The following is a 14,031-nucleotide window of genomic DNA, read 5'->3' on the forward strand; positions in this document are numbered from 1 at the left end:
CTGGCTCAGTGGAAGGTGGGGTGCTGCGGCGCGGTGGCGCCAGCGGTCACGCGGGGGATGCCCTGCTGCAAGACTCCTCCCACGGTGTAGAAGGAACCAAAGACAAGGATTCTATCGGCCGAGGTCGCCCCGGCGGCCGCCGCCTGCAGGGCGTCCAGCGGGCTGGCATGGGTGTGCGTCTCGACGCCGGTCGGTGTCTTCAACCCGGCGGCGAGGAAGGCCGACTCCAGCTGCTCGGCACTCGCTGCCCGGGGCAGCGGCAGGTCCGTGAAGTGCCACACGTCCACCAGCGGCGCGATGCGGGCCAGGATGCCGCCCAGGTCCTTGTCCGCCATCGCGCCGAAGACGGCATGGGTGCGCGGGAAGAAGCCCATCTGGTCCAGGTTCTGCGCGAGCGCCGCCACCGCGTGCGGGTTGTGCGCCACATCCAGCACGACGGCCGGCTGGCCGGCCAGCACTTGGAAGCGGCCAGGCAGTTCGACGAGCGCCAGGCCCGTGCGCACGGCCTGGGCGCTGATGGGCAGACGGTCGGCCAGCACCTCGAACGCGGCCAGCACGCCGGATGCGTTCAGCAGCTGGTTCACGCCCCGCAGCGCCGGATAGGACATGCCCGAGTAACGCTTGTCCCGCCCGGCCCATTGCCATTGCGTTCGGTCGCCGCTGAACGTGAAGTCCCGGCCAAGCTGGCGCAGGTCAGCGCCCAGCTCGGCCGCACGGGCCGCGAGCGACGCCGGTGGCATCGGATCGCTGACGACGACCGGCCGGCCGGCGCGCATGATGCCGGCCTTCTCGCGGCCCACGCTCTCGCGGTCGGGGCCGAGGAATTCAGTGTGGTCGAGGTCGATGCTGGTGATGACGGCGCAGTCGGCGTCGATGACGTTGACGGCGTCCAGCCGGCCGCCCAGGCCTACCTCGAGGATGACGAGATCCAGCGGCTCGTGCTGCAGCCGGCGCATGATGGCCAGCGTCGTGAACTCGAAGTAGGTCAGCGTGATGTCGCCCCGCGCAGCTTCCACCGCTTCGAAATGCGACTCCAGCGACTCAGCGGCGACCGGCGCGCCGCCGACGCGGCAGCGCTCCTGGAAGTGCACAAGATGCGGCTTGATGTAGAGGCCAACGCGGTAGCCGGCGTGCAGCGCGATGGACTCCAGCATCGCGCAGGTCGACCCCTTGCCGTTGGTGCCGGCGACGACGACGGTCGGCCCCTCGAAGGCGATGCCCAGCCGCTCTTTCACCGCGCGCACGCGGTCCAGCGTCATGTCGATGGTCTTGGGGTGCAGGCGCTCGCAGTGGGCGAGCCAGTCGTCAAGCGTCATGGCGGATCACTGAAAAACAAAAGCCAGGCACGGGGCCTGGCTCGGAGGTTGCCGGGTCGCGTTCAGGCCACCGCATCGGCGCTCTGGCGCTGCAGCATCGCGAGCTGGCGGGCAATCGTCTCGCGAAGCTGGCGACGGTCGATGATCATGTCGACGGCGCCCTTCTCCATCAGGAACTCGGCGCGCTGGAAGCCCGCGGGCAGCTTCTCGCGAACTGTGTTCTCGATGACGCGCGGGCCGGCGAAGCCGATCAACGCCTTAGGTTCGGCCAGCACGATGTCGCCGACGAAAGCGAACGAGGCCGACACGCCGCCCATCGTCGGGTCGGTCAGCACGCTGATGTAGGGCAGCTTGGCTTTGGCCAGGCGGGTCAGCGACGCATTCGTCTTGGCCATCTGCATGAGAGACAGCAGGCCTTCCTGCATGCGCGCGCCACCGGTCGCGGTGAAGCAGATGAACGGCGTCTTCTGCTCGATGGCCGTCTCGACGCCGCGCACGAAGCGCTCGCCGACGACGGAGCCCATGGAGCCGCCCATGAAGTCGAACTCAAAGCATGCCGTGACGACGGGCACGCTCATGACGGCGCCGCCCATGACGATCAACGCGTCGGTCTCTCCGGTGGATTCCAGCGCTTCCTTCAGGCGATCGGGGTACTTCTTGCTGTCCTTGAACTTCAGCGCGTCGACCGGGAGAACCTCCTGGCCGATCTCATAGCGGCCTTCCGCGTCCAGGAAGGCGTCCAGGCGTGCGCGGGCGCCGATGCGGTGGTGGTGGGAGCACTTGGGGCAGACGTTGATGTTCTGCTCCAGGTCGGTCTTGTAGAGCACCGTCTCGCAGCTCGGGCACTTGATCCACAGGCCCTCGGGGACCGTGCGGCGGTCGGCGGGGTCACCTTGCTGGATCTTGGGCGGGAGCAGTTTGTCGAGCCAACTCATGGTCAAGCGTCCTTCTTGTCGAGGGCGGCGCGGATCTCGCGGATGAAGGCCGCGCCGGTAGAGGCAACATTATCGGCGGGCTGGCGCTCCAGCAGTTCGACCAGCTTGGAGCCGATGACGACCGCGTCCGAAACGTCGGCCACGGCCCGCGCCGTGGCGCCGTCGCGGATGCCGAAACCGACGCCCACCGGCGTGCTGACATGCCGGCGGATGCGCGGCACGGCCTCAGCGACGGCGGCCGTGTTCAGGTGGCCGGCACCGGTCACGCCCTTAAGCGACACGTAGTAGACGTAGCCGCTGGCGAGTTGGCCGACCTGGGCCATGCGCTGTTCCGTGGACGTAGGAGCGAGCAGGAAGATCGCGTCCATGTTGGCGGCGCGCAGCCTGGCTGCGAACTCCTCGCACTCCTCGGGCGGGTAGTCGACGATCAGAACACCGTCCACACCGGCCGCCGACGCATCGGCCACGAAGGCATCCTGCCCATAGCGCTCCACCGGATTGGCATAGCCCATCAGCACCAGCGGCGTGGTGTCGTTGCGAGCGCGGAACCCGCGCACGAAGGCCAGCACCTGGCGCAGGCCGATCCCGTGCTTCAGCGCGCGTTCACCGGCGCGCTGGATGACGGGGCCATCGGCCATCGGGTCGGAGAACGGCACTCCCAGTTCGATGACATCGGCGCCCGCCTCGGCCATGGCCAGCAGCAGATCGACGGTAGCGCCGGGGTGCGGGTCGCCCGCGGTGACAAAGGGGATCAGCGCCTTGCGGCCTTGCGCCTTTAGTGCGGCGAAGGTGGTGTCGATGCGGCTCATGCCCGGCCTCCCGGCAGCGTGACGACGGACTCGCCGCCCTTGACGGATTGCCCACGGCAGGACGGGCGGCAGTAGAAGTCGGCCTGGGACAGGTCTGCCACGGTGCCGATGTCTTTGTCGCCTCGACCCGAGAGGTTGACGAGCAGGATCTGGTCCTTCGCCATCATCGGCGCGATCTTCATCGCGTGGGCGACGGCGTGGCTGGACTCCAGAGCCGGGATGATGCCCTCGGTGCGGCACAGGTGATGGAAGGCCGCCAGCGCCTCGGCATCGGTCACGCCAACGTACTCGGCGCGGCCGATGTCCTTCAGGTGCGCATGCTCGGGGCCGACGCCGGGGTAGTCGAGGCCGGCCGAGATGGAGTGCGTCTCGGTGATCTGGCCGTCCGCATCCTGCAGCAGATACGTGCGGTTGCCATGCAGCACGCCGGGGCTGCCGGCCGACAGCGTGGCCGCGTGCCGGCCGCTGGCGATACCTTCCCCGGCCGCCTCCACGCCGATCAGACGGACCTGATCGTGCGGGATGTAGGGGTAGAAGATGCCGATGGCGTTGCTGCCGCCGCCGACGCAGGCGAGCACGGCATCGGGCTGGCGGCCCGTCATCTCGGGCATCTGCACCAGGCACTCGTCGCCGATGACGCGCTGGAAGTCGCGCACCATCATCGGGTACGGGTGCGGGCCAGCCACGGTGCCGATGATGTAGAAGGTGTTCTCGACGTTCGTGACCCAGTCACGCATCGCCTCGTTCAGCGCGTCCTTCAGCGTCTTGCTGCCGCTCTCCACCGGCACGACGGTCGCGCCGAGCAGCTTCATGCGGTAGACGTTGGGCGACTGGCGCTTGACGTCCTCGCTGCCCATGTAGACGACGCATTCCAGGCCATAGCGGGCGCAGATCGTCGCCGTGGCCACGCCGTGCTGGCCGGCGCCGGTCTCGGCGATCACGCGCGGCTTGCCCATGCGCTTGGCCAACAGTGCCTGGCCGATGACGTTGTTAATCTTGTGCGCGCCGGTGTGGTTCAAGTCCTCGCGCTTGAGGTAGACCTGCGCACCGCCCAGCTCGCGACTCAGCCGCTCGGCGTGGTAGATCGGGCTCGGACGGCCGACGAAGTGCGTGAGCTCCTTCTTGAACTCGGCGATGAACTCGGGGTCGTTGCGGTAGTGCGCGTAGGCATCCTTGAGCTGGTCCAGCGCGTGGACAAGGGTCTCGGAGACGAAGCTGCCGCCATAGGTCGGCTTCGCAGGCGCGCGGAAATGCCCGGAGGCATCGGGCTGGTCGTACTGGAACATGGTCTTTCCCCTAGCGGGAGAGTTCAGCATCGGCGCCGCTGTCAGCGAGACGAACGGCGCGGCAGAACTCATGAATCAGGTCGGCGCTCTTGATGCCCTTGGACACCTCGACGCCGGAGCTCACATCAACGGCCCAGGGCCGCACCCGTGCGATGCCATCGGCGACGTTGACTGCATTCAACCCACCAGACAAAACGAGCCGAGAGCTGACGCTTGGAGGAATGAGTGACCAATCGAAAACCTTGCCGCCACCGCCATAACCGTCGACATGGGCGTCGAGCAGCAAGGCCTGGGCGTTGGGAAATTGAGCAGCGAAGTCTAGCAAATCGACGCCGGGCGCCATGCGGGCAGCCCGCAGGTAAGGTCGCTTGGTGCGGTCGCAGTCGGCGGGCGTTTCGTCGCCATGGAACTGCACCAGCATGTTGGGCAAAGCCTCGATGCCCGCCTGCAACTCGGCGTCGGTGGCGTTTACGAACAAGCCCACCGGCGTCACGAACGGCGGCAGCAGCCGGGCCAGCGACCTCGCCCGCCCGGGCGTCACGGCGCGCGGACTCCTGGCGTAGAAGACAAAACCGATGGCGTCGGCGCCGGCCGCCACCGCCGCTTCGACATCGGCCTCGCGGGTCAGACCGCAGATCTTGATTCGGGTCATGGGAGCCAATCGAGCGCGGCGACATGCCGCGGAATGTCCAGCTCGGCATCGTAGGTCGGGCCGAGGAAGTAGAGGCCGTCGGGCGCAAAGGTCGGCGCGGCCACTTTGCGGTCGCGCGCCGCCAGCACGTCGCTGACCCAGTCCACCGAGCGCGTGCCGCTGCCGACGGCCAGCAGGCAGCCCATCAGGTTGCGCACCATGTGATGCAGGAAGGCGCTGGCCTCGAACTCGAACCGCCAGTAGGCGCCGCGGCGCTGCACGGTGATTTCGCGCAACGTCTTCACCGGCGACGCCGCCTGGCATTCGGACGAGCGGAACGACGAGAAGTCGTGTTCGCCGATCAGGCGCCCGGCTGCGGCCTCGAGCGCCGACTGGTCTAGCGGACGGAAGATCCAGCCGCATTGCCCCGACTCGATGGCCGGACGCACGGCCGACTCCAGCAGCAAGTAGGCATAGCGCCGGCCGCGCGCCGAATTGCGCGCGTGGAAGGCGTCACCCGGGAACCGGCTCCACTGAATGGCGATGTCAGGCGGCAGGTAGCGGTTGACGCCGCGCACCCACGAGAACGGCTCGCGCTCGACGTCTGTGTCGAAATGGATGACCTGGTTGATGCCGTGCACGCCGGTGTCGGTGCGCCCCGCGCAGATCGTGCGGACGGGCTGGGCCGCGAACGCGGACAAGCCTTTTTCGAGCGCATCCTGGACCGTACGCCCCCCGGGCTGGCTCTGCCAGCCGTTGTAGCCGCCGCCGCGGTAGCTCACCCCAAGTGCAACTCTCATCGATCCTCAAATGATCATGTGCATTGAGCGGTTCAAGCGCCATGCAGCAACAAAAACGCCCGGCCAGGCCGGGCGTCGAAGTATCGCGGTTCGGATCAGCGCAGCTCGTTCAGCATCGCCTGCGCACGGTCCCGTAGCGAACCGCTAGCGCGCTGGATCAGCTCCTGCAGCACCTCGCGGGCCCCTTCGGTATCGCCGATCTGGCGGAACTCGTCGGCCAGCTCCAACTGACGCACCAGCGGGTCGCCTTCGTCGTCGCTTAGCGCATCGAGCGCCTCGGCCATCTTGCCAGGCTGCGTCTCGCCCGGGTTCGTCGGCTCGCCGAGATCGAAGTCCAGGTCCATCGACGGAGCCTTGGCCGCGGCAGGGCTGGGCGACAGGCCACCCATCGCACTGACATCGAAGCTCAGGTCCGGCGCCGGCGGCGCCGAGCGCAGGCCGCGGCTGGAGATGTCGAAATCCATCGTCATTGGCGCCTGCTCGACAGAAGCCGGCATGGCTTGTGTCGAGGCCATGGCCGTCGGAGATACCGGCTCCGGCGCATCGAGGTCCAGATCCAACGCCAGATCGAAACCGCTGGCCGGCCCGGGATCCGAGACGCCGCGAGACAGCGCTTCCGTTCCGAGATGAGCCGCGGCCGCCTTGGCGCTCGGCGGAAGCGCCGTCTGCGGCAGCGTGCTCGCGTTCATCGGCTCGGGCCGCTCGGCGTGGTCGTCATGCAGCAGCGGCGCACCACCGGGTTGATAGAGCGGATTGTCCGGGTCGATGGTGCGACCCAGCTCCTGGGCCTTGGTCCAGTCCTCGCCCGCACCCTTGGTCTCGGCGTAGAGCTGAACGGCCAGCTGCTCGAAGCCTTTGGTGTCGCGGCGCTTGGCGTAGACCTCCAGCAACTTCAGGCGGATGGCCAGTCGCGTCGGGTTGGCGCGCAGTGCCTCCTTCAGAATCTCCTCGGCCTGCAGGTCGCGACCGTAGGCGAGGTAGACGTCGGCCTCGGCCACCGGGTCCACGTCGCCGATGGCATCGAGCTGGCTCAGCGAGTAGCTCATCGACGACTGGCCGCTGTTCTGCGCGTCGCGCGTGTCCACGCGCTGGCCGCCGGTGCCACCGAAGAAGGAATCGGGCTGCAGGCGGCTTTCGTGGAAGCCCGTCTCGGCTGCATGCGCCGGGCGACGCGAGCGGAGCCGGTACAGGCCGAAGCCCCCCAGCACGGCCACGAAGGCACCCGCCAGCGGCAGCACGAACGGGTTGTCGAGCAACTGCTCCAGGAAGCCTGGAGGTTCAGCAGCGGGAGGCGGCGGGAGCGGTGCACTCCGGGCGGCAGGCATGGAAGCCGCCGCACTGGCTTCGGCGGCCGGCGCCGGCGCGGAAGCCACTGCAGACGCCACCTCGGCTGCTGCGACGACCGGGGCCGGCAGCGTTGTCGCCGCCGGTGCGGGCGCTGGCGCGGACGCGACGGTCGCCGGCTTGGTGCCGGCTGCGCTGGACAGCTTCTTTAGCTCCTCGACGTTACGCGTCAGCTCGGCAACGCGCGCCGCGGCGTCCTTCTTCTCCGTCTCCTTGGACAGCTTGGTCTCGGCCGCGCTGGCCGGGCCCGCCTTGCTGAGCGTCAGCTTGTCCGGCGTCGGGGCTGCCGCGGGTTTGCGGTCATCCACGGCGGCCTGGACCTGACCCTTGGACTGGCGCTCGCTCTCGGTGTTCTGCAGCGTCGGGGCCGCAGAAGCCAGGCGCTGGCGGTAGGCGGAGAAGTCGGCGCTCTGCGCCATGATGATGCGGCGCGCCTCGGCCGCCGGCACGGATGCCAGCGCCTCGCTGCCCGGCACCTGCAACACGGAACCAGACTTCAGCAGGTTCATGTTGCCGTCGATGAAGGCATCGGGATTGTTGCGGAACAGCCCCACCAGCATCTGGTCGAGCGAGATGCCCGCCACCTGCGTACGGCCAGCCACTTTGGACAGCGAGTCACCCGGGCGGACCGTGTACTCGGATGCCGCCGTGACGGGCGGACGCACAGTCACCGGCGCGGGTGCACGGCCGGCGTTGGCGGGCGCGGCCGCCGTGCCATTGCGCGGCAACGCGGACGTGACGGCCGGTGCCGGCGCAGGCACGGCCTCCGACGCGACCACAGGCGCCGGCGCCGCAGCCATCGCAGGCGGCGCGGTGACCACGGGTGCAGGCTTCGGCAGACCCGGCGGGTCGAACAGCAGCGTGTACTCCCGCACCAGCCGGCCGCCGGACCAGGTCAGCTCCAGGATGACATCGACAAATGGCTCCTGCACGGCACGGTCGCTGCTGACGCGCAACATCGTGCGTCCACCCTGCCGCACGACCTGGACCTGCGTCGACGTCAGCACCGGGTTGTAGTCCACCCCCGTCGAACGGTAGGACTCGGGGGGCGCTACCCGCACCTTCAACGTAGACGCCTCTTCCGACGTCAAGCTGGTCACGTCGATCTCGGCGCGCATGGTTTCACCCAGCGCCGACTGCACGTTCAACTTCCCCAGGCCCAGCGCCTGAGCACCACTGCCGGCCACGAGAAGCGCGGCGGCCAGTGCCAGGCGGTGGTGGGCAAAGCCCATAGGGCGAACTCCCTCGGATGCGTCGCGGATGTGGTCTTTCAAGGCATTCCCCAAAGCAACAAGGCGGGGCAATGGGCCCCGCCTGTCTCGATCTTCAGCGCGTGCTGCACGAACCTAGTTGGCACGGTGTGTCCTGCGTCGAGTCTGGAATCAAAAACACAACGGCATCAAGCATATACGCTGAAATGCTCACGCGATACCTGATGTGTCGCTTGGTTTCCATAACGATGCCCGGGTCAACCCTAGATCATGCGTAAAAGACCGTAAGCGATGAATCAGCGTTCGAGCAGGATGCGCAACATGCGACGCAGCGGTTCAGCGGCACCCCAGAGCAACTGGTCGCCGATGGTGAAGGCACCCAGGTATTCCGGCCCCATCGCCAGCTTGCGCAAACGGCCAACGGGGATGGTCATCGTGCCAGTGACGGCGACCGGCGTGAGATCACGGATCGTCGCTTCCCGTGTATTCGGCACGACCTTCACCCACTCGTTGTCGGCGGCAATCATGGCTTCGATATCGGCCAGCGGCACGTCCTTCCTGAGCTTGAAGGTCAGCGCCTGGCTGTGGCAACGCATCGCGCCGACACGGACACAGAAGCCGTCGACGGGGATGCTGTCCGAACCGAGGATCTTGTTCGTCTCCGCCATGCCCTTCCACTCTTCCTTGGACATGCCGTTGCCGAGGTCCTTGTCGATCCAGGGGATCAACGAGCCGCCCAGCGGCACGCCGAAGTTGGCAGTCTCTTCAGCCGACAGCGAGCGCTGCTTGGCAATGACCTGGCGGTCGATCTCGAGGATGGCGCTCTTCGGGTCGTCCAGCAGCGACTTGACTGAGGCGTTCAGCGTGCCGTACTGCGTCAGCAGCTCGCGCATGTGCTGGGCGCCGCCGCCGGAGGCCGCCTGGTAGGTCTGCGTGGACATCCACTCGACGAGGCCGGCCTTGTACAGCGCGCCGACGCCCATCAGCATGCAGCTGACGGTGCAGTTGCCGCCGATCCAGTTCTTGCCGCCGTCGGCCAGCGCCTTGTCGATGACTGGGCGGTTGACCGGGTCCAGGATGATGACGGCGTCGTCCGCCATGCGCAGCGTGGAGGCAGCGTCGATCCAGTGGCCCGTCCAGCCCGCGGCACGGAGCTTGGGGAAGACTTCGGTCGTGTAGTCGCCACCCTGTGCCGTGATGATGACGTCGCAGCGCTTCAGCTGGTCGATGTCGAACGCGTTCTGCAGTGACTTCTCGTTCTTCGCCTGGGCCGGGGCGGCGCCACCAGCGTTGGAGGTCGAGAAGAACAGCGGCTCGATCAGGTCGAAATCACGCTCGGCGGTCATGCGCTCCATGAGCACGGAGCCCACCATGCCGCGCCAGCCTACGAGGCCTACCAGGGTCGTCATCATCTTTCCTTTCGTCTTTCGGTCACCAAACCCCATCCACTTCGGGCCCCGGCTCGTTCGCCGGGTTTGGAGGGGCGAGACGAGACGGAGCGTTAGCTCTTAATGGTTTTGGCGGTCGTGATGGCCTTGACGACGGCATCGCCCATCTCGCGGGTCGAGACCTTCGTCGTGCCTTCACTCCAGATGTCGGCGGTGCGCAAGCCCTGGGCCAGCACGGACTGCACGGCCGTCTCGATACGAGCAGCAGCGTCGGCGTGGTTGAGGGAGAACTTGAGCATCATGGCAGCGGACAGAATTGTAGCCAGCGGGTTCGCGATTCCCTGGCCGGCGATGTCCGGCGCACTGCCGTGAGACGGTTCGTAGAGGCCCTTGTTGTTCGCATCCAACGACGCCGACGGCAGCATGCCGATGGACCCGGTCAACATCGCGGCCTCGTCGCTCAAGATGTCGCCGAACATGTTGCCGGTCACGACGACGTCGAACTTCTTCGGCGCCTTGACGAGCTGCATGGCCGCGTTGTCCACGTACATGTGGTCCAGTTGGACGTCCGGGTAGCTCTTTTGCACCTCGGAGACGACATCCTTCCACAGCTGCGAGGTTTCCAGCACGTTGGCCTTGTCGACGCTGGTCAGGCGCTTGTTGCGCTTCTGCGCGGCCTGGAAGGCGACGTGGGCGATGCGCTCGATCTCGGGGCGCGAGTAGCGCATCGTGTCGAAGCCCTCTTCCGCACCTGGGAAGTGGCCATCGACAGCTGTGCGACGGCCACGCGGCTGACCGAAGTAGATGTCACCGGTCAGCTCACGAATGATGAGGATGTCCAGGCCGGCCACCAGCTCGGGCTTCAGTGACGACGCATGCGTGAGCTGCTCGTAACAGATGGCCGGGCGGAAGTTGGCGAACAAGCCCAGCGCCTTGCGCAGGCCCAGGATGGCCTGCTCAGGGCGCAGTGCGCGCTCCAGCTTGTCGTACTTCCAGTCGCCCACGGCGCCGAACAGCACCGCGTCGGCCTCCTGCGCCAGCTTCAGCGTGGCCGGCGGCAGCGGATGGCCGCTGGTCTCGTAGGCCTTACCGCCGACGTCAGCCCAGTCGAGCTGCAGCGGCAGGTCCAACGCCTGCAGCACCTTGACGGCCTCGGCCATGATTTCCGGGCCGATGCCATCGCCCGGCAGGACTGCGATTTTCTTGAGAGTCATGTCAGACGATCCGGTGGTTCAACCAGGGTTTGGCGGCGATGCGCTGCGCCTCATAGGCGCGAATCTTGTCCTGATGCTGCAACGTCAGGCCGATCTCGTCGAGGCCGCCGACCAGGCATTCCTTGCGGAAGGGCTCGATCTGGAACGGCAGCTCCGCCCCGTCGGCCTTGACGACGACCTGGCGCGGCAGGTCGATGGTCAGCTGGTAGCCCGGGAAGGCATAGACCTCATCGAACAGGCGTGCGATGGCCGACTCGGGCAGCACGATGGGCAGCAGCCCGTTCTTGAAGCAGTTGTTGAAGAAGATGTCGGCGAAGCTCGGCGCCAGGATGGCACGGAACCCGTACTGCTGCAGTGCCCAGGGCGCGTGCTCGCGGCTGGAGCCGCAGCCGAAGTTGCTGCGCGCGATCAGCACGCTGGCACCCTGGTAGCGCGGCTGGTTCAGCACGAAGTCCGGGTTGGGCGTGCGGCTGGCCGGATCCTGGCCGGGCTCGCCGCGGTCCAGGTAGCGCCATTCGTCAAACAGGTTGGGGCCGAAGCCCGAGCGCTTGATCGACTTCAGGAACTGCTTGGGCATGATCGCGTCGGTGTCGACGTTCTCACGGTCCATGGGCGCGACGACGCCCTGGTGGATGGTGAACTTGTCCATGTCAGGCGATCGTCCGAACGTCAACGAAATGGCCGGTCATCGCGGCCGCGGCGGCCATCGCGGGGCTGACGAGGTGGGTGCGACCACCCGCGCCCTGGCGGCCTTCGAAATTGCGGTTACTCGTCGATGCGCAGCGCTCGCCCGGCTCCAGCCGGTCGGCGTTCATCGCCAGGCACATGGAACAGCCCGGTTCGCGCCACTCGAAGCCGGCAGCCTTGAAGACCTGGTCCAGCCCTTCGGCTTCGGCCTGCGCCTTCACGAGGCCCGAGCCCGGCACGACCAGCGCCAGCTTGATGTTCCTGGCCACGCGGCCGCCAACGCGGCGCACGACGGCCGCGGCCTCGCGCATGTCCTCGATGCGGCTGTTCGTACAGGAACCGATGAAGACCTTGTCGACATGGATGTCGCTGATAGGCTTGTTCGGCTCGAGCGCCATATAAGTCAGCGCACGTTCGATCGCGCCTCGCTTGACGGCGTCCTTCTCCTTATCGGGATCGGGCACGCGGTCCTCGATGGACAGCACCATCTCCGGCGACGTACCCCAGGTGACCTGCGGGCGGATCGCCGTGGCGTCGATCTCGACGACCTTGTCGAAATGGGCGTCGACGTCGGAATGCAGCGTGCGCCAGTAGGCGACAGCCTGGTCCCATTCGACGCCGGTGGGCGAGAACGGGCGGCCCTTGACGTAGTTGATCGTCGTGTCGTCCACGCCGATGAGGCCGGCGCGCGCGCCCGCCTCGATGGCCATGTTGCAGACCGTCATGCGGCCTTCCATGCTCAGCGCACGGATCGCCGAGCCGGCGAACTCGATGGTGTAGCCCGTGCCGCCGGCCGTACCGATCCTGCCGATGACGGCCAGCACGATGTCCTTGGCGCCACAGCCCTTGGGCAAGGCTCCTTCGACCTTGACGAGCAGGTTCTTTGCCTTCTTGGCCGACAGCGTCTGCGTCGCCAGCACATGCTCGACCTCGCTGGTGCCGATGCCGTGCGCCAGCGCACCGAAGGCGCCGTGCGTGGACGTGTGGCTGTCACCGCAGACGACGGTCATGCCGGGCAGCGTGGCGCCCTGCTCCGGGCCGATGACGTGCACGATGCCCTGGCGCTTGTCGCTCATCTTGAACTGCGTGATGCCGAAGCGGTCGCAGTTGGCATCCAGCGTGTCGATCTGCAGCTTGGAGATGGGGTCAGCGATGCCCTGCGAACGGTCCGTCGTCGGCACGTTGTGATCGCTGACGGCCAGGTTGGCCGACAGCCGCCAGACCTTGCGGCTGGCCAGGTCCAGGCCTTCGAAGGCCTGCGGGCTGGTCACCTCGTGCACGAGGTGACGGTCGATGTAGAGCAAGGCCGTGCCATCCGGTTCGGAGTGCACGACATGCTCGTCCCAGAGCTTGTCGTAGAGGGTTCTAGCAGTCATTGCTTCTCTCGGGGAATAAGGGTGTCCACGAAGCGTTGCACCACGGTGGGCAGGCGCTGTTGGCGCAGCACACCGAGGTAATAGTCGCGCTCGGCCCAGGACTCTTCAAGTCGCAGGCAGCGCACGCCGAACACGCGGGTGAAGCGTTCGGCCGGATGTTCAGGCAGCACGGCCACGCCGAGGCCGGACTCGACCAGCTGCGCAATGCCGTCGAAGCCGCGCACTTGCAGGCGCGCGTTCAGGGTCTGGCCGCGCGCCGCCGCCTGTTCGCGCATCAGCTCCTGCGCGCTGGCACCGGCATGCAGGCCGATGAGGTCGTAGGCCAGCAGGTCGTCGAAGCTGACGGCCTCGCGGTGGGCCAGCGGGTGCTTGAGCGGCACCAGCGCCGCGAGCCGGCCGCGGGCGAAGGCCCAGGTCTGCACACGGTTGTCCAGCACCGGCGCGGTGAAAATGCCCACGTCCGCCCTCCCTTCGGCGACGGCGGCCTGCACCTCGGCGCTGGTCAGGTCTTCCAGGCTGATGCGGATCTGCGCATGCGCCTGCGAGAACTCGACGAGATACGGCGGCAGGCACTCGGCGATTGCGCTCGTGTTGGACGCGATGCGCAGATGGCCCTTGATGCCGCGCGAGAACTCCATGACCTCCGTCTCGAGGGCGTAGAGCGACGCATGCAACGAGCGGATGTGGCGCACAAGCGCGCGACCCGCCTCGGTCGGCTCCACACCGCGTGCACGGCGCTCGAAGAGCTGCACGCCCAGGCGGCTTTCCAGGTCGGACAAGCGCTTGCTCGCTGCGGCCAGCGCCAGGTGCTCCTGGGCCGCGCCGCGGGTAATCGAGCGCGTCTGCTCGATGGCCAGCACGAGGTTGAGGGTGGTGAGATCGTGGCGCATGATCGTCTGGACTCCAGCATAGCCTTCGCGAAGAACCGAATTCTGCGCCAAAAAACGATTACCGCTTCGCGTGAGACGAATTAAAGCCTACCCTGGCTGACGCGATCTGAGGGGCGATTCCCCCGCTGCACGGACCATGGCGAC

The 14,031-nt window shown here is 67.2% G+C and carries 12 protein-coding genes; all 12 read right to left on the reverse strand.

The window, feature by feature from the left end:
- Window positions 1-5 precede the first annotated feature (5 nt).
- Window positions 6-1,316: a bifunctional tetrahydrofolate synthase/dihydrofolate synthase gene (folC, locus tag LXT13_RS16885; protein WP_233373121.1), complete on the reverse strand. Its 1,311-nt coding sequence runs from the start codon at window positions 1,314-1,316 to the stop codon at window positions 6-8.
- Window positions 1,317-1,378: 62 nt separating this feature from the next.
- Window positions 1,379-2,251 carry an acetyl-CoA carboxylase, carboxyltransferase subunit beta gene (accD, locus tag LXT13_RS16890; RefSeq protein ID WP_233373122.1) on the reverse strand — a complete coding sequence of 291 codons (873 nt, stop codon included), beginning with the start codon at window positions 2,249-2,251 and terminating at the stop codon, window positions 1,379-1,381.
- Window positions 2,252-2,253: 2 nt separating this feature from the next.
- A complete protein-coding gene (gene trpA, locus LXT13_RS16895) occupies window positions 2,254-3,060 on the reverse strand; it encodes a tryptophan synthase subunit alpha (RefSeq protein WP_233373123.1) in 807 nt (268 codons plus the stop codon).
- A complete protein-coding gene (gene trpB / locus LXT13_RS16900) occupies window positions 3,057-4,346 on the reverse strand; it encodes a tryptophan synthase subunit beta (protein WP_233373124.1) in 1,290 nt (429 codons plus the stop codon). The genes trpA and trpB overlap by 4 nt, the downstream gene beginning before the upstream one ends.
- Window positions 4,347-4,356: 10 nt before the next feature.
- On the reverse strand, window positions 4,357-4,998 hold the full coding sequence (locus tag LXT13_RS16905; RefSeq protein ID WP_233373219.1) for a phosphoribosylanthranilate isomerase: 642 nt from the start codon (window positions 4,996-4,998) through the stop codon (window positions 4,357-4,359).
- A complete protein-coding gene (truA, locus tag LXT13_RS16910; RefSeq protein ID WP_233373125.1) occupies window positions 4,995-5,777 on the reverse strand; it encodes a tRNA pseudouridine(38-40) synthase TruA in 783 nt (260 codons plus the stop codon). The genes LXT13_RS16905 and truA overlap by 4 nt, the downstream gene beginning before the upstream one ends.
- A 95-nt stretch (window positions 5,778-5,872) precedes the next feature.
- Window positions 5,873-8,353: a motility hub landmark protein FimV gene (locus tag LXT13_RS16915; RefSeq protein ID WP_233373126.1), complete on the reverse strand. Its 2,481-nt coding sequence runs from the start codon at window positions 8,351-8,353 to the stop codon at window positions 5,873-5,875.
- A 275-nt stretch (window positions 8,354-8,628) separates the two neighbouring features.
- A complete protein-coding gene (asd, locus tag LXT13_RS16920) occupies window positions 8,629-9,741 on the reverse strand; it encodes an aspartate-semialdehyde dehydrogenase (protein WP_233373127.1) in 1,113 nt (370 codons plus the stop codon).
- 92 nt (window positions 9,742-9,833) lie between these two features.
- A complete protein-coding gene (gene leuB, locus LXT13_RS16925; protein WP_233373128.1) occupies window positions 9,834-10,934 on the reverse strand; it encodes a 3-isopropylmalate dehydrogenase in 1,101 nt (366 codons plus the stop codon).
- Window position 10,935: 1 nt separating this feature from the next.
- On the reverse strand, window positions 10,936-11,583 hold the full coding sequence (leuD, locus tag LXT13_RS16930; protein ID WP_233373129.1) for a 3-isopropylmalate dehydratase small subunit: 648 nt from the start codon (window positions 11,581-11,583) through the stop codon (window positions 10,936-10,938).
- A 1-nt stretch (window position 11,584) separates the two neighbouring features.
- Window positions 11,585-12,997, reverse strand: coding sequence for a 3-isopropylmalate dehydratase large subunit (gene leuC, locus LXT13_RS16935; RefSeq protein WP_233373130.1), 1,413 nt, complete (start codon window positions 12,995-12,997; stop codon window positions 11,585-11,587).
- The gene (locus LXT13_RS16940) at window positions 12,994-13,887 is read right to left on the reverse strand and encodes a LysR family transcriptional regulator (protein ID WP_233373131.1); all 894 of its coding nucleotides are present in this window, start codon (window positions 13,885-13,887) and stop codon (window positions 12,994-12,996) included. Before LXT13_RS16940 ends, leuC begins: the two co-directional genes overlap by 4 nt.
- Window positions 13,888-14,031: the final 144 nt, after the last annotated feature.

This window comes from Pelomonas cellulosilytica, from assembly GCF_021353265.1.
GTDB lineage: Bacteria > Pseudomonadota > Gammaproteobacteria > Burkholderiales > Burkholderiaceae_C > Pelomonas > Pelomonas cellulosilytica.

Excerpts from the sequence above, each read along its gene's own strand:
- folC (WP_233373121.1), bottom strand. The coding sequence starts at position 1,316 with ATGACGCTTGACGACTGGCTCGCCCACTGCGAGCGCCTGCACCCCAAG.
- accD (WP_233373122.1), bottom strand. The coding sequence starts at position 2,251 with ATGAGTTGGCTCGACAAACTGCTCCCGCCCAAGATCCAGCAAGGTGAC.
- trpA (WP_233373123.1), bottom strand. The coding sequence starts at position 3,060 with ATGAGCCGCATCGACACCACCTTCGCCGCACTAAAGGCGCAAGGCCGC.
- trpB (WP_233373124.1), bottom strand. The coding sequence starts at position 4,346 with ATGTTCCAGTACGACCAGCCCGATGCCTCCGGGCATTTCCGCGCGCCT.
- LXT13_RS16905 (WP_233373219.1), bottom strand. The coding sequence starts at position 4,998 with ATGACCCGAATCAAGATCTGCGGTCTGACCCGCGAGGCCGATGTCGAA.
- truA (WP_233373125.1), bottom strand. The coding sequence starts at position 5,777 with ATGAGAGTTGCACTTGGGGTGAGCTACCGCGGCGGCGGCTACAACGGC.
- LXT13_RS16915 (WP_233373126.1), bottom strand. The coding sequence starts at position 8,353 with ATGGGCTTTGCCCACCACCGCCTGGCACTGGCCGCCGCGCTTCTCGTG.
- asd (WP_233373127.1), bottom strand. The coding sequence starts at position 9,741 with ATGACGACCCTGGTAGGCCTCGTAGGCTGGCGCGGCATGGTGGGCTCC.
- leuB (WP_233373128.1), bottom strand. The coding sequence starts at position 10,934 with ATGACTCTCAAGAAAATCGCAGTCCTGCCGGGCGATGGCATCGGCCCG.
- leuD (WP_233373129.1), bottom strand. The coding sequence starts at position 11,583 with ATGGACAAGTTCACCATCCACCAGGGCGTCGTCGCGCCCATGGACCGT.
- leuC (WP_233373130.1), bottom strand. The coding sequence starts at position 12,997 with ATGACTGCTAGAACCCTCTACGACAAGCTCTGGGACGAGCATGTCGTG.
- LXT13_RS16940 (WP_233373131.1), bottom strand. The coding sequence starts at position 13,887 with ATGCGCCACGATCTCACCACCCTCAACCTCGTGCTGGCCATCGAGCAG.